Below are 18,033 nucleotides of genomic sequence, written 5' to 3'. Positions count from 1 at the left end.
GTACTACTTTTAGAAATTGTCTGAACCATATCCGATTGTGACGCCGAGTCAAAGAGTTTTCTGATCACAACTTCTTGTGACTTAAGTACGACTTAAATCGGGATTCCGCGCGCTAGACTCCTGAGCATGGTCACGGATCAGCCCGAGCAGCCCGCCCGCACGACCGGCGGCGCCCAGCGACGCGTCGTCGAGACCCTCGGGCGCGCGATCGTGAGCGGCGAGTACCCGCCCGGCACCCTCCTGCCCAAGGAGGAGCACTTCATGGCCGAGTACGGCGTGAGCCGCACGCCGTTCCGGGAGGCGGCCAAGGTCCTCGCCGCGAAGGGGCTCATCGAGACGCGTCAGCGCGTCGGCACGCGGGTGCGGGCGGAGACCCTGTGGAGTGCCTTCGACAGCGACATCCTGCGCTGGTACGCCGAGGTGGGGCGCAGTGAGGAGATCATCCGCGACCTCCTCGAGCTGCGGGAGATCATCGAGCCGTCGGCGGCCCGGCTGGCGGCCCTGCGGGGCACGCCGGCCGACATCCGGAGCATCGCCGAGGCGCAGCGGCGGATGGACGAGACGGTCGACGATCCGAAGGCGTACGCGGCGAATGACGTCGCCTTCCACCTCGCCGTGTTCGCGGGTACGCACAACGTGCTCATGCAGCGCTTCGGCAACTTCGTCGCCGACTTCCTGCGGCTGAGCTTCGACCTGCAGCAGGCGGCCCTGCTGGAGCGCGAGCACGTCCGCGATCTGACGGGCGACCTGGCGGCGCACCGCTTCGTGCTGGAGTCGCTGGAGCGCTCCGCGCCGGACGCGGCGGCCGAGGCCATGCTCGGCGCGATCTCCTCCGGCAACCGCGAGCTGCTGCGCTCGGCGGAGCACGCCGTCCTGCCCGCGGAGGCCTGACCGGGCTCCCTCCCCGCCGTCCCGGCGAACCGCCGTCGGGCGGCCCGGTGAGGCGCCCTGCCGCGGATAGACTGTCCCCTTGAACAGACCGCCAACGACAGGGACGAGGAACACCCCGGTGACGCGCAACGACCAGGTCAGGACCGAGCTTCCCGGTATGGACGAGGCTTCCCTCACCACGAAGCTCGGACCCACCGGGCGACCCCTGCGCGCGTTCCCCCAGCCCGCCCCGCTGAACCAGCACGGCCCTGCCCGCATCGTGGCGCTCTGCAACCAGAAGGGCGGGGTCGGCAAGACCACGACCTCCATCAACCTCGGCGCCACGCTCGCGGACTACGGCCGTCGCGTGCTGGCCGTCGACTTCGACCCCCAGGGTGCGCTCTCGGCCGGCCTCGGAGCGCAGACGCACGACGTGACGACGATCTACGACCTGCTGCTGAACCGCAACGCGGACGTGCAGGGCGCCATCCAGACCACGAGCGTCCCCGGCCTCGACATCATCCCGGCGAACATCGACCTGTCGGCGGCGGAGGTGCACCTCGTCAACGAGGTCGCCCGCGAGCAGATCCTCGCCTCGGTGCTGCGCAAGGTCAGCGCCGACTACGACGTCATCCTGATCGACTGCCAGCCCTCGCTCGGCATCCTGACCGTGAACGCCCTGACGGCGAGCCACGGGGTGCTCATCCCGCTCGAGTGCGAGTACTTCGCGCTGCGCGGCGTCGCCCTGCTGATCGAGACCATCGACAAGGTGCGCGAGCGGCTCAACCCGGCGATCGAGCTCGACGGCATCCTCGCGACCATGTACGACTCGCGCACGCTGCACTCGCGCGAGGTGCTGGAGCGCGTCGTGGACGCGTTCGGCGACCGCGTGCTGGAGACGGTGATCTCGCGCACGGTGAAGTTCCCGGACGCCTCGGTCGCGGGCACCCCGATCACGCAGTTCGCCCCCGAGCACGCCGCCGCCGAGGCCTATCGCCAGCTCGCGCGGGAACTGATCTTCCGTGGCGCCGTCGCCTGACGACGCCCCGCAGGGCACCCTGGCGACCCCGTCCGCCGCGGATGCGGGAGCCGAGGCGGCCGCGACCGACGACGCGGTACCCGCGGACGCCGGATTCCGCGTCGCGGTCGGCGCCTTCGAAGGGCCGTTCGACCTCCTGCTCTCGCTCATCACGAAGCACGAGCTCGACATCACCGAGATCTCGCTGAGCCGCGTCACCGACGAGTTCATCGCCTACCTGCGGGCGCTCGACACCGAGGACAGCCTCGACGAGGCGAGCGAGTTCCTGCTCGTCGCCGCGACCCTGCTCGACCTCAAGGTCGCCGGGCTGCTGCCGCAGGGCGAGCTCGTGGATGCCGAGGATGTCGCGCTGCTGGAGGCGCGCGACCTCCTCTTCGCCCGGCTGCTGCAGTACCGCGCCTTCAAGGAGGCGTCGGCGTGGTTCGCGGGGACGCTGGAGGCCGAGAGCGGCCGGCACACCCGCACGGTCCGGCTGGAGGACAAGTTCCGCCAGCGCGACCCGGAGCTGGTGTGGACGCTGGGCCTCGACGACTTCGCCGCGCTCGCCACCCTCGCGATGACGCCGCGCGAGATCCCGGTTGTGGGGCTCGACCACCTGCACGCACCGCTGGTCAGCATCCGGGAGCAAGCGGCGGTCGTCGTCGGGATGCTGCGCGGCGGCGACCAGTTGTCGTTCCGGCAGCTGGTCGCGGGCGCGGAGCAGAAGGGCGTTGTCATCGCGCGCTTCCTCGCCGTGCTCGAGCTGTACCGGCACGCGGCCATCGCGTTCGAGCAGCTGGAGCCGCTGGGCGAGCTGACGCTGCGCTGGACGGCGGAGCACTGGTCCGAGGAGAACCTGTCCAACCTGGGAGCGGATTATGACGGTTGAGAACGTGTCCGAGCTCGTGGACGCGACCGACTCGACGGAGGTGCCGGCGCCCGTCGCCGACACCGACATCGAGCGCGCGCTGGAGGCGATCCTCATGGTCGCCGACGAGCCGATGAGCATCGTCACCTTGGCGACCGCGGTCGGCGCCCCGGTCAAGCGCGTGCGGCAGGCGATCGACGTGCTGGTGGAGGACTTCGACGGCAACGCCCCGGGCGGGAGCGTGCGCCGCGGCTTCGAGCTGCGCGAGGTCGGGGGAGGCTGGCGCGTCTACGTGCGCGCCGAGTACGACCAGGTCGTCGCCGGCTACGTGCTGCAGCAGAACCCCACCAAGCTCTCGCAGGCCGCGCTCGAGACCCTCGCCGTGATCGCCTACAAGCAGCCGATCAGCCGCGGCGCGATCGCGTCCATCCGCGCGGTCAACGTGGACTCCGTCGTCCGCACCCTGCTGGGCCGCGGGCTCATCACCGAACTCTTCACCGACAGCGAGACGGGTGCCATCAACTACGGCACGACCGACCTGCTGCTCACCCAGCTCGGCATCAACTCGGTGGACGAGCTGCCCAAGATCTCCCCGCTGCTGGCGGACGGAGCGGAAGGATTCGATGCCGATGTCCGTTGAGGACGCACCCCAGGGCGAACGCCTGCAGAAGGTCATGGCCGCCGCCGGAGTCGCCTCCCGCCGCGTCTCGGAGCAGCTGATCGTCGAGGGCCGCGTGACGGTCAACGGCCAGGTCGTCACCGAGCTGGGCCGCCGCATCGACCCGGAGAACGACAAGGTCGCCGTCGACGGCACCGCCGTGCAGCTGGACACCAGCCGCCGCTACGTCATGCTCAACAAGCCCGTCGGCGTGGTCAGCTCGATGCGCGACGAGCAGGGGCGCCCCGACCTGTCGCGGTTCACCTCCGAGTTCGCGGAGCGGCTGTTCAACGTCGGGCGGCTGGATGCGGAGACCTCCGGGCTGCTCATCCTCACGAACGACGGCGAGCTCGCCCACGTACTCGCGCATCCCAGCTTCGGCGTCACCAAGACCTACATCGCGCGCGTGCGCGGCCAGGTGACGCCGCAGACGATCGCGCGCCTGACCCGCGGCGTCGAGCTGGAGGACGGGCCGATCTCCGCCGACCGCGCGCGCCTGCTCCAGGGGGGCGGAGGGGCGAACGACAGCCTCGTCGAGCTGACCCTCCACTCCGGTCGCAACCGCATCGTGCGCCGCATGATGGCGGAGGTCGGGCATCCCGTGATCGAGCTCGTCCGGCGCCAGTTCGGCCCGCTGCACCTCGGCACGCTGAAGGTCGGCGCGATGCGCGACCTGACGAAGGAGGAGCTGGGCAAGCTGCTCACGATCTCCCGCGAGGGCTCCGCCGACTCCGCGGACTCCGCCGAGCGCTGACCCCCTCCCGCGATTCGTGCCGAATGTCGACTTCGGCGCGGCCAAAGTCGACATTCGTCACAAATGTGCGGGGGAGGGGGGCGGCGGTGAGGCGTGCCGCCGCTGACTAAGGTGGATGCGTGAACGAACCCGCCTCCCGGCTCACCGGTCCCGTCCGCGTCGTCGGCGCCGGGCTGCTCGGCGCCTCCGTCGGACTCGGGCTGCGCGCCCGGGGAGTCGACGTGCTGCTCGCCGACGCCTCGCCCGCCCACCTGCGGCTGGCCGCGGACTATGGGGCCGGGCGCGCGGACGACGGGGGAGCGGAGCCGTCGCTGATCGTCGTCGCGGTGCCGCCGGACCTGGTCTCGCGCGTCGTCGCTGAGGAGCTCGCCGCGCATCCCGCAGCGGTCGTCACCGACGTCGCCAGCGTGAAGGTCGCGCCGCTCTCGGAGCTGCAGGAGTCGGGCGCCGACCTGTCCCGCTACGTCGGCTCGCACCCGCTGGCCGGGCGCGAGCGCGGCGGCCCCAGCGCCGCCCGCGCCGACCTCTTCATCGGCCGCCCCTGGGTGGTCGCCGCCCGGCCGGAGAACCCGCGCGAGGCCGTGAGCCTGGTGGAGGCGCTCATCCTGGACCTCGGTGCGACGCCCGTCGAGATGGGCGCGACCGACCACGACGCGGCCGTCGCCCTGGTGTCCCATACGCCTCAGATCGTGGCGAGCCTGATGGCCAAGCGCCTCGCCGGCTCCACCGACGCCGCTCTCGGCCTCGCCGGTCAGGGCGTGCGCGACGTGACCCGCATCGCGGCGAGCGAGCCCGAGCTGTGGGTGCAGATCCTCGGTGCGAACGCACCCGCGATCGTCGAGATCCTGCACGCCTACCGCGACGACCTCGACCGTGTGCTCGTGGCCCTCGGCGACGTGGATGCGGCCGGCTCGCGCCGCGCGATCGCGGAGGAGATCGCGGGCGGCAACGTCGGCGTCTCGCGCCTGCCGGGCAAGCACGGCCAGGACAAGCGCTACAGCTCCGTGGTCGTGATGGTGGAGGACCGCCCGGGCGAGCTCGCGCGCCTCCTGAACGAACTGGGCGACCTCGACGTGAACCTGGAGGACCTGCGGCTCGAGCACTCGCCGGGCGCCGCCTTCGGCCTCGCCGAGATCGCCGTGCTGCCCGAGGTGCTGACCCGCACCGTGAACGACCTGACCGACCGCGGCTGGAGGATCGCCGGATGACAGAGCTCGCACAGACCCCGATCGTGGTGGCGGTCGACGGACCCGCCGGCAGCGGCAAGTCGTCCGTCTCGAAGGCCACCGCCCGCCGGCTCGGCTGGGCGTACCTCGACACCGGCGCCGCGTACCGCGCGCTCAGCTGGTACGTCGTGCAGCGCCGGCTCGACCCGGCCGATTCCGCGGCCGTGATCGACGCGCTGCCCGACTTCGACTACCGGATCGGCACCGATCCCTCCGGCGAGGACCCGGCGAACACCGGCGTCTTCGTCGGCGACCACGACGTGACCGACGCGATCCGCGAGCCCGACGTCACCGCCGTCGTGAGCGCGATCGCGCGGGTGCCGGAGGTGCGCGCCTTCCTCACGCAGCTCTTCCGCGACATCGTGCGGCGCTCCGGCAAACCGGGCGTCGTGGTCGAGGGCCGGGACATCACGACCGTGGTGTTTCCGGATGCTCCCGTGCGCATCCTGCTCACCGCCGACGAATCCGTTAGAATTGCCAGACGTTCTGCTGAGCTGATCGGCCATTCCGCCGCCCACGTCGGCGAGGCGCTGCTCCGGAGGGACGCGGCCGACTCCCGGGTCGTCGACTTCATGAACGCCGCGGACGGTGTGACCACCGTCGACTCCACCGACCTCGACTTCGACCAGACCGTGGATGCGGTCATCCAGGTCGTACAGAAAGAGACCCATGTCTGACATCGACAACGAGCCCGTCGGGGCCGACGACCTCGCCGAGCGGCTGGCGGAGATGGACGACGTCCTCGCCGTCCAGCGCGCCGCCGCCCTGCGCAGCGGCCTGAACGACTACGAGCTCGACGAGAGCGACCTCGACATCCTCGAGACCGTCAGCGAGGACCCGAACGCCATCACGTTCCTCCCCGCCCTGCCGGTGCTCGCCATCGTCGGCCGCCCCAACGTGGGCAAGTCGGCGCTCGTCAACCGCATCCTGGGCCGCCGCGAGGCCGTCGTGGAGGACACCCCCGGTGTGACCCGCGACCGCGTGTCGTACCAGGCGGAGTGGAACGGCCGCCGCTTCACCCTCGTCGACACCGGCGGCTGGGAGCCCGACGCCCGCGGCATCGACGCGTCCGTGGCCGCGCAGGCCGAGGTCGCGATCGACCTCGCCGACGCGGTGCTGTTCGTCGTCGACGCGACGGTCGGAGCGACCGCGACCGACGAGCACGTCGTGCGCATGCTGCGCAAGACCGACAAGCCGGTCTTCCTCGCCGCCAACAAGGTGGACGACGCCCGCCAGGAGCCCTTCGCGACCGAGCTGTGGTCGCTGGGCCTCGGCGAGCCGCGCCCCGTCTCGGCCCTGCACGGCCGCGGCGTCGCCGACCTGCTCGACGACATCCTGAAGGCGCTGCCCGAGGTCTCGGCCGTCGCCAAGCAGGAGGTCGGCGGCCCCCGTCGCGTCGCGATCGTCGGCCGGCCGAACGTCGGCAAGTCCTCCCTCCTGAACAAGGCGGCGGGCGAGGAGCGCGTGGTCGTCAACGAGCTCGCCGGCACCACCCGCGACCCCGTCGACGAGCAGGTCGAACTGGGTGGCAAGGTGTGGCGCTTCGTCGACACCGCCGGCATCCGCCGCCGCGTGCACCTGCAGCAGGGCGCCGACTTCTACGCGTCGCTGCGCACCTCCACCGCGCTGGAGAAGGCGGAGGTCGCCGTCGTCGTGCTCGACGTCAGCCAGCCCATCAGCGAGCAGGACGTGCGCATCATCGACCTCGTCCTCGAGTCGGGTCGCGCCCTCGTGCTGGCCTTCAACAAGTGGGACCTGCTGGACGACGAGCGCCGCCGCTACCTGGAGCGCGAGATCGAGCAGGATCTCGCCCACGTCTCCTGGGCGCCGCGCGTCAACATCTCGGCCCGCACCGGCCGCCACCTCGAGAAGCTCGTCCCGGCGCTGGAGCTCGCGCTCGAGTCGTGGGACACCCGCATCCCGACCGGCAAGTTCAACGCCTTCCTGGCCGAGCTCACGGCGGCGCACCCGCACCCGGTGCGCGGTGGCAAGCAGCCGCGCATCCTGTTCGGCACGCAGGCGACCAGCCGGCCGCCGACATTCGTCGTCTTCACGACCGGGTTCCTGGACCCGGGCTACCGGCGCTACATCATCCGCCGGCTGCGCGAGGTCTACGGCTTCGACGGCACGCCCATCGTGCTCAACATGCGCGTGCGCGAGAAGCGCCAGCGCTAGCCGCGTCGAACGCACTGCGAAGCGCCGGATCCCGTCGGGGTCCGGCGCTTTCGCGCATCCCAGGGCATGCAGGGCCGGTCGCGTCAAGCGGACACGCGCGGGCGGATTCTGAGAAAGTCGATGACGAGTCACCCCCAGATCGGGGGCGACCAGGTTGGGGGTATTTGTCCCCCACCGTGTCCTCACTAATGTGGACATCCGAGAGCTACCCGACCGTGCCACCCGAAGGCGCGGACTCTCATTATCAAGGACGCATACCCGATCATGAGTTCTACAAGTTCATACACCCCTGCCCGAAAGCGCCAACTCGGTTCCGAGAAGCGCACAACCCCGCTGCCGACGGTCCACCCGAAGCCGTCGGACCGCAAGGTCACCTGGAGCCGCGTCGCCATCGTGCTGACGATCGTCTTCTGGGCGATCTACGTGGTGACGACGATCATCCGCCAGTTCCTGGTGCTCGGCACGCAGGACTTCCGATTCACGATGGAGGCGATCGGCTACACGGTCGTCGTCACCTTCCTCACCTTCTCGGCGCTGATGTACCTGGTCGCCCGCCAGGGTGCGCTGCAGCGGTTCCAGAAGCACGTGCGCGTTCCCCGCGCCGAGCTCGACCGCCACTTCTCCGAGAACCAGCCGACCATCACCGTCCTCGTGCCCTCCTACGCGGAGGAGCCGGAGGTCGTGCGCATGACGCTGCTCTCGGCCGCGCTGCAGGAGTTCCCCTCCAAGCGCGTCGTGCTGCTGCTCGACGACAACCCCAACCCGACCGACCCCGCCGTGATCGAGCGCCTCCAGGCCACCCGCGACCTGGCCGCCAGCATCAGCGACCAGCTGTCGGAGCCGCGTTTCCGCTTCACCGACGCGCTGCTGCGCTTCGAGCTCGGGGACGGGCGTGCGTTCGCCTCCGCCGACGACGCCCGCGAGCTCGCCGCCCACTACACCTGGGCCGCCGAGTGGCTGTACGCCCAGGCCGACGCCCACGCCATCGACGATCACGTCGACGTGTTCTTCGCCGACCAGGTGCTCCGCGCCCTCGGCGACGACCTCGCCCTGACGGGGGAGGCCGTGCGCGCCGCGATCGAGGACGGCGCCACCCTCTCCACCGAGCGCGTCGCCCAGCTGTACCGCCGCCTCACCTGGACCTTCGACGCCGAGCTCGCCGTCTTCGAGCGCAAGCAGTGGGCCTCCCTCTCGCACGAGGCCAACAAGGCGATGAACCTGAACGCGTACATCGGCCTCATGGGCGGTGTGTACCGCGTCGAGGAGACGCCGGACGGCCCCATCCTGACCCCGGTCCCGGCCGGCCAGCGCCGCCCGGGCGATATCGAGATCCCGGACAGCGACTTCCTGCTCACCCTGGACGCCGACTCCATCCTGCTGCGCGAGTACTGCCTGCGACTGACCTACTTCCTGCAGCAGCCCGACAACGCTCGCGTCGCCGTCACGCAGACCCCGTACTCGTCGTTCCGCGGCGCCGGCACCCGCATCGAGCGTCTCGCCGGTGCGACCACCGACATCCAGCACATCCTGCACCAGGGCAAGTCGTACTACGGCGCCACGTTCTGGGTCGGCGCGAACGCGGTCATCCGCAAGCGCGCGCTGGAGGACATCGTCGAGACCGAGTTCGTCGGCGGCTTCGAGGTGCGCCGGTACATCCAGGACCGCACCGTGATCGAGGACACCGAGTCGAGCATCGACCTCGGCACCCACGGCTGGACCCTGGCGAACTACCCGGAGCGCCTGAGCTACTCCGCCACCCCGCCGGACTTCGGCTCGCTGATCGTGCAGCGTCGCCGCTGGGCGAACGGCGGTCTGCTCATCCTCCCGAAGCTGTGGCGTCAGGTGAAGGAGCGCCGCCGTCGCGGGGAGAACGTCTCCCGCATCGAGCTGCTGCTGCGCGTCAACTACATGGCCTCCATCTGCTGGGCGAGCTTCGGCCTCGTCTTCCTGCTGGCCTATCCGTACGACGGCCGCCTGCTGAGCCCGATGGTGCTGCTGGCCGCCCTGCCGTACTTCATCAGCCAGGCCTCCGACCTGCGCTACTCCGGCTACAAGGCCACCGACATCTTCCGGATCTACGGCTTCAACCTGATCCTGCTGCCGGTGAACCTGGCCGGTGTGCTCAAGTCGATCCAGCAGTCGCTGACCGGCAAGAAGATCCCGTTCGCCCGTACGCCGAAGGTCAAGAACCGCACCGCGTCGCCGCTGCTCTACGTGGTCGCGCCGCTGGCGATGGTCGCCTTCTCGCTGTTCACCCTGTGGCGCGACTGGAACGCGCAGAACTGGGGCAACGCCGCGTTCGCCGCCTTCAACGCGACTCTCGCCATCTGGGCGATCGTCTCCTACATCGGCATCGGCGCCACCATCGTCGACATCTGGCTCGGTCTGACCAAGCCGTTGTACGTCGAGAAGGGCAAGAAGCGCGCCGCCGAGGCTCCCGCCCCGGCGACCGAGTCGATCGACTGGCGTTCCGTGCTCTACCACGGCCACTCCGGCGGGGAGGTGCCCCACCTGGAGCGCGCCGCCGCCGCGGGTGCCACGGGTGCTGCCGGTGCGGCCGTGTCCGCTGACTCCGTTGTGGACGACGCTGAGAAGCAGGCCGCCTGATGGCTCGCGACACGAAGGCCGCGGACGCGGCCCAGATCGAGCGCGCCCAGGCGCCGGAGTCGACCTCCGGCCGCCGGCTCGGGTTCTGGCGGGTCGTCGGTGCGACGCTCGTCCTCGCCCTCCTCGTCACCGGTGGTGTCGTCGGCTTCCAGTGGTGGAGCGCCCGCGCCGCCGTGGACTCCAAGCCGTGGTTCGCCTCCTACGTCGACGTGACCGCCACCCCGCGGTTCGCGTTCGAGAACATGGGCGCCACCTCCTCCAAGGACGCCGTGCTCTCGTTCGTCGTCTCGTCGAAGGAGCAGGCGTGCACCCCCTCGTGGGGCGCCGCCTACACCCTCGACCAGGCCCGTTCCTCCCTCGATCTGGACCGCCGCATCGCGCGCCTGCAGCAGCAGGGCGGGACCGTGGCCGTCTCGTTCGGTGGTCTGAACAACGACGAGCTCGCCGTGAACTGCACCGATGAAACCGAGCTGAAGGATGCGTACGCCTCCGTCGTCGACCGGTACAAGATCGGCACCATCGATCTCGACCTCGAGGGCAACGGCCTCACCGACACCGCGGCCGCCGAGCGTCGTGCCACCGCCATCGCCGATTTGCAGAAGGAGCGTCGCGCTGGAGGCAAGAGCCTCGCCGTGTGGCTGACCCTCCCCGTCGCGCCCAGCGGCATGACCTCCGATGGCACCAACGCCATCGCCGCCATGCTCAAGGCCAAGGTCGACATCGCCGGCGTCAACGTCATGACCATGGACTTCGGTCAGTCGAAGGATGCCAAGAAGTCCATGGCGCAGAACGCGCAGGCCGCCGTCACCGCCGCTCAGCGTCAGCTCGGCGTGCTCTACGACCGGGCCGGCCTGCACCAGAGCGACCCCAGCCTGTGGGCGAAGATCGGCGCCACCCCCATGATCGGCCAGAACGACGTGGAGGATGAGGTCTTCAGCCTCAAGGACGCCACCGCCTTCAACAAGTGGGCCGTCTCGGAGGGCATCGGCCGCATGTCCATGTGGTCCGCCAACCGTGACAAGACCTGCGGGTCGAACTACGTCGACACCTCTGTCGTCTCGGATGCCTGCTCCGGTGTCAGTCAGGGCAAGCAGACCTTCGCCGGCATCCTCTCGAAGGGGTTCGACGGTCACATCTCGCTCGGCGAGTCGTCCGTCACCACCGCGGAGCCCACCAGCACCGCCGTCGCCGACGATCCCGCCACCTCCCCGTACGCCATCTGGACCCAGACCAACTCGTACCTCAAGGGCACGAAGGTCGTGTGGCACCGCAACGTGTACGTCGCCAAGTGGTGGACCAAGGGCGACGTGCCCGACAACCCCGTCCTCAACGCGTGGGAGACTCCGTGGGAGCTCGTCGGGCCCGTGCTCCCCGGTGAGACGCCCATCCCGCAGCCCACCCTGCCCGCCGGCACCTACCCCGAATGGACCGGTACCGCCCAGTTCGACAAGGGCCAGCGTGTGCTCTTCGACGGCGTGCCCTTCGAGGCCAAGTGGTGGACGCAGGGCGACAGCCCCGAGGCTGCCAGCTCGGACCCCGACTCGTCTCCCTGGACCCCGCTCACCCAGGACGAGATCGATCAGATCCTCGGCGGTTCCACCGCCGGATGAGACTCGGCGGCGGGATGCAGACCCCCTGCTCGCATCCCGTCGCCGACCCAACTGGACACATCCGCTGCGGGGCGGAGGTTCCAGGCGGCGATACGCGCCGGCTTCGTCGGGAAGCCCCTGAGCGCGCGTTCGTCGCCGTGTCGGCGGGGACGTCACCGCACCTTCGGGTTGGTGCACGACGCCCCCGCCGACACGCTAAGATAGTGGAGTTGCCTCGCTTGGTGCCCAGCGCCTGGGTGGGGCAGCAACGGGCTGTGGCGCAGCTTGGTAGCGCACTTGACTGGGGGTCAAGGGGTCGCAGGTTCAAATCCTGTCAGCCCGACAGAAAAAGCCCTGGTGAATCGAGAAATCTATTCACCAGGGCTTTCGTCGTTTAACTGATCAGACGGCCTCCGTGTGCATCCTGTGTGCACTGGCCTGTCGGGGGATCGATGCAGACGCTCGTTCGGAAGCGTCCCGGTCTGCTCGTCCGATCAGGTGCGAGTACAAATCACTGGTGATGCTTACCGACGTGTGACCAAGCATCTTGGACACGAGCGCGATGTCGGCGCCATTCGCAAGCAGCAGTGAGGCGCTTTCGTGGCGCTGCCCGTGGAAAGTGATTTTTGGGAGGCCAGACCTTACACGGAGCTTTTCAAACAGGCGTGTGGCGTACTGGGGCTTGAGCGGCTCGCCCGTCTCATAGGTGAAGACGTAGCCCGTGTCGGTCCATGTGTCACCGAGTGTGTCGGCCTCCTGACGCTGTCGAAGCTGCCACTCGAGGAGCACCCCTCCAACCGTGTCGTCGTAGTTGATCGTTCGTCGACTGGCGTCCGTCTTCGGGTCACCTTCCACGATCGTGGTGCCGGCGTTGGTGCGGTTGTTTCGGATCGTGATCGTGGCCCGGCTCATGTCGATGTCCGACCAGCGCAGACCAATGACCTCACCGCGACGCATGCCCGTGAGCATCGCGACCTCGAACATGCCACCGAGACGATGGGCTGCGGCGAGGTCTAGGAACGATCCCACCTGTTCGGGCTGCCAGGGCTCGAACTTCTTCTTGGTCACGACGGGGAGTCGGATGCCGGCGCCGGGGTTGTGGTCGATCAGTTCGTCTTGCCACGCCGCTTTGAGTGCACCTTGGACGACTGCTGCGATGCGTCGAACGGTAGTCGCTCCGCGCCCCGCTTCGGTCAGCTCGTCCACGAAGGCGTTGATGTGGAACCGGCGAATGTCGGTCAGTTTCATGCGCCCCAGGGCGGACGGCTGGATGTCCTGGACGATGTACCGGCCGTAGTTGTCGGCAGTCGTCGGGCGCAGGCCGTCACCGGTCGTCTGACGGCGTTTGAACCACACATCCAGGTAGTCGGCGAACGTCTGCCGGGTGGGCGCCACGTAGATCCCGTCATCGGCCTTCTTGCCCTCTGCCCGGTATGCGGATGCGGCTTCGGCGCGGGTACGGAAGCGCGCCTGTCGGATCTGACGGCGCTTGCCCGTTTTGGGGTCGCGACCGGCCGAGAGGTAGAAACCCCATTTGCCGTGTGCGGGGTCGGACATCTTGGGGCAGCAGCGCGCGAGGTCGTCTGCTGTGGGCTTGTCAGGCAGCACCGGGTACTGCTTCCCGGGGTCGCGTTCGCAGCCGCAGCGGCGGTAGAGGTAGTCAGCCATGGTTGGCCTCCTTGTCGTAGACCCACCTCAATGACGGGTCGCTGTCGTGATCGGTGAAGAACGTTTCGATGGGTAGATCAAATGCGTTGGCGATGATGGCCAACTCGTCCACCCGAAGGTTCCGGGTGCCGCGGAAGATGGCGGAGGCGATTGGAGCGCTCACCCCGAGCATTTCGGCAAGGGTCTTGCGGTTGATCCCGTACCAGATGCAGGCGAGCACAACGCTGCGGCACACGATAGAACGCACCGACTGTGCAGGTGTTGCATTTGCAACACCTGCACCCGGTGTGACCGTCTCGTGCCGCAACAGCGTGGGGACGGTCGACAACATCAGTGGGCCTCGACCTCGCGTGTGATCTGCTCCAGCCGCTCAGCCTGCTCCCGCATCAGCGCGGGAAGGGTGGCGTACAGGTCTGCGAGCTGGCGTAGTCCATCGGGGGTCAGATCGTCGTACGTACCCTCCAACCAGACCTGAGCGACCGGAGTAGCGGCGCCGGTACGCATGATGTCGATGCTCACCTCACCGTTGTCGAACCGGGTGACGCCGGCGCTGTGCTGCCATTCGGTGGGGTCGACTCCGGGCTCGTGGTAGCGGCCGTCGCATCCAGGGAACTCGCATGGAGTGGACTTCGCTTCCGCGTAGGCCTGGCGCATCGTTGCGATCTCCGCGTCAAGCTCCGAGTTGTCACGGATGTCGCTGGTCGTGGACTGGGTAACCTTGTTCTTGTTCATGATGCTTCTCCTTAGGTTGCATCGTGGGCTGCCCCTGTGACTGTTTGCGCAGTCGCGGGGGCCGTTTTTCTTACTCGGCCCACTCTCCAGACTTGCCGCGCTTGGCAGGTCCGAGAAGAGGGGGGTCCATCTTGCGTGCGTCGGAGAGCAGGCGGCTGATGTAGCCGCGCTGATAACCGAGTTGGTCGGCAACCGCCTGAGTCGCTCTGTCGCGCGTGAGAGGGTTTGCCAGTGCTGCGCGATATGCCTCTACGACACGCGGTAGAAGATCTTCGCGCGGTTTCCGTCCTTGACGCTCAGTCGCCAGGGTGTCGACCGCTCGCTGTGCTGGAACAGGCACGCGCTTGTCACCTTCGAGGGTAAACGGGTCGAACATTTCGAGACTCTTCCGAATCATCGCGGCCACCGGGATGTCCCGTAGCGACGAGGCGGTGACGGGCGTCCCGTCGCGGGACTCGACCTCTAACCGCTCGCAGATGGGCTGCCGGTTGACGATCTTGACGTGGATCGTGACCTTGAGGGGACCGAGAGTGGTGAACCCTTCGTAGCGAGTGAATGGGAGATACATGCCATCTGCGATCTCAGCCGGAACTTGATCTTTCCAGTCTCCGATCATGTAGACCAGTTCGGCTTGCGGGGAGTGTCGGGGTGTCATGGGCTCATCGTAAACACAAGGTGTCACGTTTGTCAACGTTACAAGTGCGCAGGTGACACCTTCCTGCAAATAACTGGCGCTAGTCGTAAGTAGCACTTTCGCAAACGTAGCGCTTACAATAAGAATATGAAGAAATCTCGCCCCTCTGAGTTGCGGCGCATCGCGGAGGCGCGGCAGCTCTACCGGGACGGTACGGCGGCTGAAATCCGCGAACAGGCACGAGTGAGCCAGGCGGAATTCGCCCGGGGTGTCGGTGCTTCTCGTGCAGCCGTCTGCTTATGGGAGGCGGGCCTACGACAGCCATCCGCAGGACTCGCGGTTCGCGCACTTGCGCTGCTCAAGGCTCTCGGGCTGCCCGACGAAAGGAGGAAGCAATGATCGCCCAGGATCTTGAAGACGAACGGCTCTTCATCGAGAGCTTCCGCGTCCACTCGACGGCGACCGTGGCGCACACGGCTCGATACACCCAAGCCAGCGTTGACGTCATCTACGACGCCATCGCAAGGGGCGACATCGCCACCATTCGACTGGGGCGGAAGATCCTCGTCCTCGTTCGTCCGCTCCTGGCATCGCTGGGGGAGATCGACTAGCTACTCACCAACGTGAGTGACCACCTCGTGCAACGAACCGGCAGGAGCCGGAACCCAGGCTTAGCCCCACAACTTCAAAAACGAAGGGTTGAACCCTTGCTTTCCCTGCCCGAACTTTCGAACGATTTTCTCGAGGCCCACAGCCTCCCGGCTGACCTTACGTCGAACCGCGTCCCCGTTGAGGCGGTCGCCCGCCACCTGCGCAAGCAGGTGTGGCAGGAGCAGCACGTGATGGAGCGTGAGTCCTACAGCGACCCGACTTTTCGGGACATGCTCGCGACGACGCAGCACACCCCGGATGACGCGCCGTACCGGCGCTCGATTCCTAAGCCGGTGCTCCCGAGGATCAAGACCGTCCCGGTCGAAGACCTGGTTTACGAGCTGGCCTGTGACGACGGTCGAATCTCCTTCGGCCGTCGTGCGCTCATGACCATCTGCACGGCTCAGCGGGTCGGTCGCATCGATGTGCGACGCTGCACGATCGCAGACATCCGCGCGCTCATCGAAGGGGGCAACCGGTGACGAGCCTTCACCACTCGAAGAATCGCTGGCATGACCAGCTCGTCCGACGCGGCTACGGCACCGACGCCTACGGCCCCGAGTTCGACCCGACTCACCTGCCGAAGACCGAACGGCGCGACCTCGCCCTCCAACTCGCTGCACAAGCATTCGACATCGAATACCTCGAGCACCGCTACAGCGTGAAGCTGAAGGCTCGTGACATCGCCACTATCCCCATGGGTGATCGGTTGCGGCTCGCCGCCCGTCTCGCTGTCCAGGGTTACGACCTCTCGGTCCTCGAGAATCGTTACGGCGTCACACTGGCCCCCGAAGACGTCGACCCTTCCATGTTCACCGATGCCGAGCGGCGGCTGCTCTGCAAGATCTTCTGGCATCGCGGCCACCCGGCCGACCTGCTCGAAGCGCGCTTCGGTATCGCTGCGCGTCGTCAGGATGAGAATGGCTGAGGCGCGGAATGCACGTGTTCTCGTAGACGAGATCCGCACGCTCCGTGAACTCCTAGAGGCGCCGGCACCACTCGAAGTCGTCGCCGACACCTTCGATGAGGGCACCGTCTGCCTGCTCGCCGGATACTGGGGAACCGCCAAATCCTTCGTCGGAGTCTCCCTTGGTGCATCCCTCGCAACCGGAGCCCCCTGGTTCACCCGTCAGGTACAACAGCGGCGAGTCCTCTACATCGCAGCAGAAGGCACCTACGGCATCGCGGCACGATTCGACGCGTGGCAGAAACACCACCAGATCACCATCCCCGAACGAGAACTCGAAGTCCTCACCATCCCCGTACAGCTCAACGACGCCGAAAAGGTCGAAGAACTCTGCGCCGCCATCCGTGCCCACGGATACCGATTCATCGTCATCGACACCCTCTCCAAATCCATCGTCGGCATGGACGAGAACAGCGCCAAAGACATGTCCGGGGCAGTCAGCGCCCTATACGACATCCTCGACGCAACCAACGGCGGCAACGTCCTCGTCATCCACCACACCGGCAAAGACAAAACCACCGTCCGCGGATCATCCGCCCTCGAGGCTGGCGTCGACATCGCCTACCAGATCGATCGTGATGGCGACCTGTTCCGACTCCACCGCACCAAACGCAAAGACGGACCCATGGAAGACGAACGATCCTTCGAACTCATCCCCGTCGAGAACACCAACTCCGTCGTCCTATCCGTCCGCTGGTCCCCGGACATGACAGGCAACGCCAAAACAGTACTGTCCGCACTTGTCCAAAACTTCGGCGCCAACGGAGCCACCAAAGCAGAGTTGCGATCCGTCGTCGAACTCGCATCCTCGAGCTTCTTCCGCGCCGTCAAATCCCTTCTAGACCAAGGGCATATCCGCAACACCGGAACAGACGCGCGCCCCTTCTACAAGCCCACCTCCCTCGACATGGAGAACATCTAATGTCCACACTGTCCACCACTGTCCAAACAACCCGGACATGTCCGTCCACCCCCGCTTCTATAGCGGGGACAACGGACAGAACAGACAGACACCACACGGAAACGAGTCGTGATCGGTCTGTCCGCGTGGCTCGTGCTGTTCGCCTGAACTCCCCGCGCACGCACGCGCGAGGGCTGGTCGATGGGGGAGTGGCTGCACACATGCGTGCACACAGGTCGGCTACTTCCCTTGTCCCTGCTGGCATCGGGGACTGCTCTCTTGTCGCAGTGTCAAGTGTGCAGGGCACGCGGCAGCGACGTGGTGGTGCGTGCTGGTCGACCTCGAATGCTGACGTAGACCCCCGGGTGGGCCCCCCTTTTGCGACGAAGGGCACCCCCGCCGTACCCCGAAAAACATGCGGGGTATTTCTGAATCTCGGTTTTGGGGGTGCGTTGTGAGTGGCCGTATGCAGGGTGCTTGGCGGTCGGCGCGGGTGGCGTTGGAGCGGGTGCGTGTGGTGGATGAGCCGGCTGCGTTGGCGTTGGAGGAGTACGTGTTTTTGTTGCGGCAGGAGGCGGGGCGTCGGCGGATTGAGGCGCGGGAGTTGCGGGTGGCGTTGGAGGAGGGGAGGGCGGCGTGAGTGAGGGTTTTGTGAATCCGGATGGGTCGGAGTGGGTGCCGGCGTTTCCTGGTCAGCGTCCTCCGTTTCGGCCGG

General features: G+C 67.6%; 19 protein-coding genes and 1 tRNA gene. 16 read left to right on the top strand and 4 right to left on the bottom strand.

From position 1 onward, the window contains the following. The first annotated feature begins 126 nt into the window (after nucleotides 1–126). From HNR14_RS02375 to HNR14_RS02325, 11 genes are all read left to right on the top strand, one after another. Complete coding sequence (locus HNR14_RS02375; RefSeq protein ID WP_179699642.1) at nucleotides 127–891, top strand: FadR/GntR family transcriptional regulator; 765 nt, start codon at nucleotides 127–129, stop codon at nucleotides 889–891. 118 nt (nucleotides 892–1,009) lie between these two features. After that, on the top strand, nucleotides 1,010–1,909 hold the full coding sequence (locus HNR14_RS02370; protein ID WP_179699641.1) for a ParA family protein: 900 nt from the start codon (nucleotides 1,010–1,012) through the stop codon (nucleotides 1,907–1,909). Beyond that, nucleotides 1,893–2,777: a segregation and condensation protein A gene (locus tag HNR14_RS02365; protein WP_425485018.1), complete on the top strand. Its 885-nt coding sequence runs from the start codon at nucleotides 1,893–1,895 to the stop codon at nucleotides 2,775–2,777. Before HNR14_RS02370 ends, HNR14_RS02365 begins: the two co-directional genes overlap by 17 nt. After that, nucleotides 2,767–3,396 carry an SMC-Scp complex subunit ScpB gene (gene scpB, locus HNR14_RS02360; RefSeq protein WP_021764460.1) on the top strand — a complete coding sequence of 210 codons (630 nt, stop codon included), beginning with the start codon at nucleotides 2,767–2,769 and terminating at the stop codon, nucleotides 3,394–3,396. The genes HNR14_RS02365 and scpB overlap by 11 nt, the downstream gene beginning before the upstream one ends. After that, on the top strand, nucleotides 3,386–4,168 hold the full coding sequence (locus HNR14_RS02355; protein WP_179699640.1) for a pseudouridine synthase: 783 nt from the start codon (nucleotides 3,386–3,388) through the stop codon (nucleotides 4,166–4,168). Before scpB ends, HNR14_RS02355 begins: the two co-directional genes overlap by 11 nt. Before the next feature lie 119 nt (nucleotides 4,169–4,287). Then, nucleotides 4,288–5,376 carry a prephenate dehydrogenase gene (locus HNR14_RS02350; RefSeq protein WP_179699639.1) on the top strand — a complete coding sequence of 363 codons (1,089 nt, stop codon included), beginning with the start codon at nucleotides 4,288–4,290 and terminating at the stop codon, nucleotides 5,374–5,376. Further along, the gene (gene cmk / locus HNR14_RS02345) at nucleotides 5,373–6,071 is read left to right on the top strand and encodes a (d)CMP kinase (protein WP_179699638.1); all 699 of its coding nucleotides are present in this window, start codon (nucleotides 5,373–5,375) and stop codon (nucleotides 6,069–6,071) included. Before HNR14_RS02350 ends, cmk begins: the two co-directional genes overlap by 4 nt. Continuing rightward, nucleotides 6,064–7,569, top strand: a complete 1,506-nt coding sequence (gene der, locus HNR14_RS02340) for a ribosome biogenesis GTPase Der (RefSeq protein WP_021763004.1) — start codon at nucleotides 6,064–6,066, stop codon at nucleotides 7,567–7,569. Before cmk ends, der begins: the two co-directional genes overlap by 8 nt. A 264-nt stretch (nucleotides 7,570–7,833) precedes the next feature. After that, a complete protein-coding gene (locus tag HNR14_RS02335; protein WP_179699637.1) occupies nucleotides 7,834–10,176 on the top strand; it encodes a glycosyltransferase family 2 protein in 2,343 nt (780 codons plus the stop codon). After that, nucleotides 10,176–11,786, top strand: coding sequence for a chitinase (locus HNR14_RS02330; protein WP_179699636.1), 1,611 nt, complete (start codon nucleotides 10,176–10,178; stop codon nucleotides 11,784–11,786). Before HNR14_RS02335 ends, HNR14_RS02330 begins: the two co-directional genes overlap by 1 nt. Nucleotides 11,787–12,034: 248 nt before the next feature. Further along, nucleotides 12,035–12,108, top strand: a tRNA-Pro gene (locus HNR14_RS02325). 59 nt (nucleotides 12,109–12,167) lie between these two features. Here HNR14_RS02325 and HNR14_RS02320 read toward each other — a convergent pair. The 4 genes from HNR14_RS02320 to HNR14_RS02305 form a co-directional block, all read right to left on the bottom strand. Then, a complete protein-coding gene (locus HNR14_RS02320; protein WP_179699635.1) occupies nucleotides 12,168–13,433 on the bottom strand; it encodes a tyrosine-type recombinase/integrase in 1,266 nt (421 codons plus the stop codon). Continuing rightward, nucleotides 13,426–13,764 carry a helix-turn-helix domain-containing protein gene (locus HNR14_RS02315; protein WP_179699634.1) on the bottom strand — a complete coding sequence of 113 codons (339 nt, stop codon included), beginning with the start codon at nucleotides 13,762–13,764 and terminating at the stop codon, nucleotides 13,426–13,428. The genes HNR14_RS02320 and HNR14_RS02315 overlap by 8 nt, the downstream gene beginning before the upstream one ends. Then, entirely contained in the window at nucleotides 13,764–14,165 is a 402-nt protein-coding gene (locus tag HNR14_RS02310; RefSeq protein WP_179699633.1) for a hypothetical protein, read from the bottom strand. Before HNR14_RS02310 ends, HNR14_RS02315 begins: the two co-directional genes overlap by 1 nt. 70 nt (nucleotides 14,166–14,235) lie before the next feature. Continuing rightward, nucleotides 14,236–14,820 carry a hypothetical protein gene (locus HNR14_RS02305; protein WP_179699632.1) on the bottom strand — a complete coding sequence of 195 codons (585 nt, stop codon included), beginning with the start codon at nucleotides 14,818–14,820 and terminating at the stop codon, nucleotides 14,236–14,238. A 126-nt stretch (nucleotides 14,821–14,946) separates the two neighbouring features. Between HNR14_RS02305 and HNR14_RS02300 the strand changes: the two genes are divergently transcribed. The 5 genes from HNR14_RS02300 to HNR14_RS02280 all read left to right on the top strand — a co-directional run bounded on the left by HNR14_RS02300 (nucleotide 14,947) and on the right by HNR14_RS02280 (nucleotide 17,339). Further along, entirely contained in the window at nucleotides 14,947–15,198 is a 252-nt protein-coding gene (locus HNR14_RS02300; protein ID WP_179699631.1) for a helix-turn-helix domain-containing protein, read from the top strand. Then, a complete protein-coding gene (locus HNR14_RS02295; protein WP_179699630.1) occupies nucleotides 15,195–15,410 on the top strand; it encodes a hypothetical protein in 216 nt (71 codons plus the stop codon). The genes HNR14_RS02300 and HNR14_RS02295 overlap by 4 nt, the downstream gene beginning before the upstream one ends. Nucleotides 15,411–15,506: 96 nt before the next feature. Then, entirely contained in the window at nucleotides 15,507–15,932 is a 426-nt protein-coding gene (locus HNR14_RS02290; RefSeq protein ID WP_179699629.1) for a hypothetical protein, read from the top strand. Beyond that, on the top strand, nucleotides 15,929–16,378 hold the full coding sequence (locus HNR14_RS02285; RefSeq protein WP_179699628.1) for a hypothetical protein: 450 nt from the start codon (nucleotides 15,929–15,931) through the stop codon (nucleotides 16,376–16,378). Before HNR14_RS02290 ends, HNR14_RS02285 begins: the two co-directional genes overlap by 4 nt. Beyond that, the gene (locus tag HNR14_RS02280) at nucleotides 16,371–17,339 is read left to right on the top strand and encodes an AAA family ATPase (RefSeq protein WP_179699627.1); all 969 of its coding nucleotides are present in this window, start codon (nucleotides 16,371–16,373) and stop codon (nucleotides 17,337–17,339) included. Before HNR14_RS02285 ends, HNR14_RS02280 begins: the two co-directional genes overlap by 8 nt. Nucleotides 17,340–18,033: the final 694 nt, after the last annotated feature.

This window comes from Leifsonia naganoensis (assembly GCF_013410615.1).
In the GTDB taxonomy this organism is placed as follows: Bacteria; Actinomycetota; Actinomycetes; order Actinomycetales; family Microbacteriaceae; genus Leifsonia; species Leifsonia aquatica.
This window is presented reverse-complemented; position numbering and strand designations above follow the sequence as displayed.

What these genes read in the sequence shown, in the direction of transcription:
- HNR14_RS02375 (WP_179699642.1), top strand. Translation starts at nt 127, where the DNA reads ATGGTCACGGATCAGCCCGAGCAGCCCGCCCGCACGACCGGCGGCGCC.
- scpB (WP_021764460.1), top strand. Translation starts at nt 2,767, where the DNA reads ATGACGGTTGAGAACGTGTCCGAGCTCGTGGACGCGACCGACTCGACG.
- HNR14_RS02355 (WP_179699640.1), top strand. Translation starts at nt 3,386, where the DNA reads ATGTCCGTTGAGGACGCACCCCAGGGCGAACGCCTGCAGAAGGTCATG.
- cmk (WP_179699638.1), top strand. Translation starts at nt 5,373, where the DNA reads ATGACAGAGCTCGCACAGACCCCGATCGTGGTGGCGGTCGACGGACCC.
- der (WP_021763004.1), top strand. Translation starts at nt 6,064, where the DNA reads ATGTCTGACATCGACAACGAGCCCGTCGGGGCCGACGACCTCGCCGAG.
- HNR14_RS02335 (WP_179699637.1), top strand. Translation starts at nt 7,834, where the DNA reads ATGAGTTCTACAAGTTCATACACCCCTGCCCGAAAGCGCCAACTCGGT.
- HNR14_RS02330 (WP_179699636.1), top strand. Translation starts at nt 10,176, where the DNA reads ATGGCTCGCGACACGAAGGCCGCGGACGCGGCCCAGATCGAGCGCGCC.
- HNR14_RS02320 (WP_179699635.1), bottom strand. Translation starts at nt 13,433, where the DNA reads ATGGCTGACTACCTCTACCGCCGCTGCGGCTGCGAACGCGACCCCGGG.
- HNR14_RS02315 (WP_179699634.1), bottom strand. Translation starts at nt 13,764, where the DNA reads ATGTTGTCGACCGTCCCCACGCTGTTGCGGCACGAGACGGTCACACCG.
- HNR14_RS02310 (WP_179699633.1), bottom strand. Translation starts at nt 14,165, where the DNA reads ATGAACAAGAACAAGGTTACCCAGTCCACGACCAGCGACATCCGTGAC.
- HNR14_RS02305 (WP_179699632.1), bottom strand. Translation starts at nt 14,820, where the DNA reads ATGACACCCCGACACTCCCCGCAAGCCGAACTGGTCTACATGATCGGA.
- HNR14_RS02300 (WP_179699631.1), top strand. Translation starts at nt 14,947, where the DNA reads ATGAAGAAATCTCGCCCCTCTGAGTTGCGGCGCATCGCGGAGGCGCGG.
- HNR14_RS02295 (WP_179699630.1), top strand. Translation starts at nt 15,195, where the DNA reads ATGATCGCCCAGGATCTTGAAGACGAACGGCTCTTCATCGAGAGCTTC.
- HNR14_RS02280 (WP_179699627.1), top strand. Translation starts at nt 16,371, where the DNA reads ATGGCTGAGGCGCGGAATGCACGTGTTCTCGTAGACGAGATCCGCACG.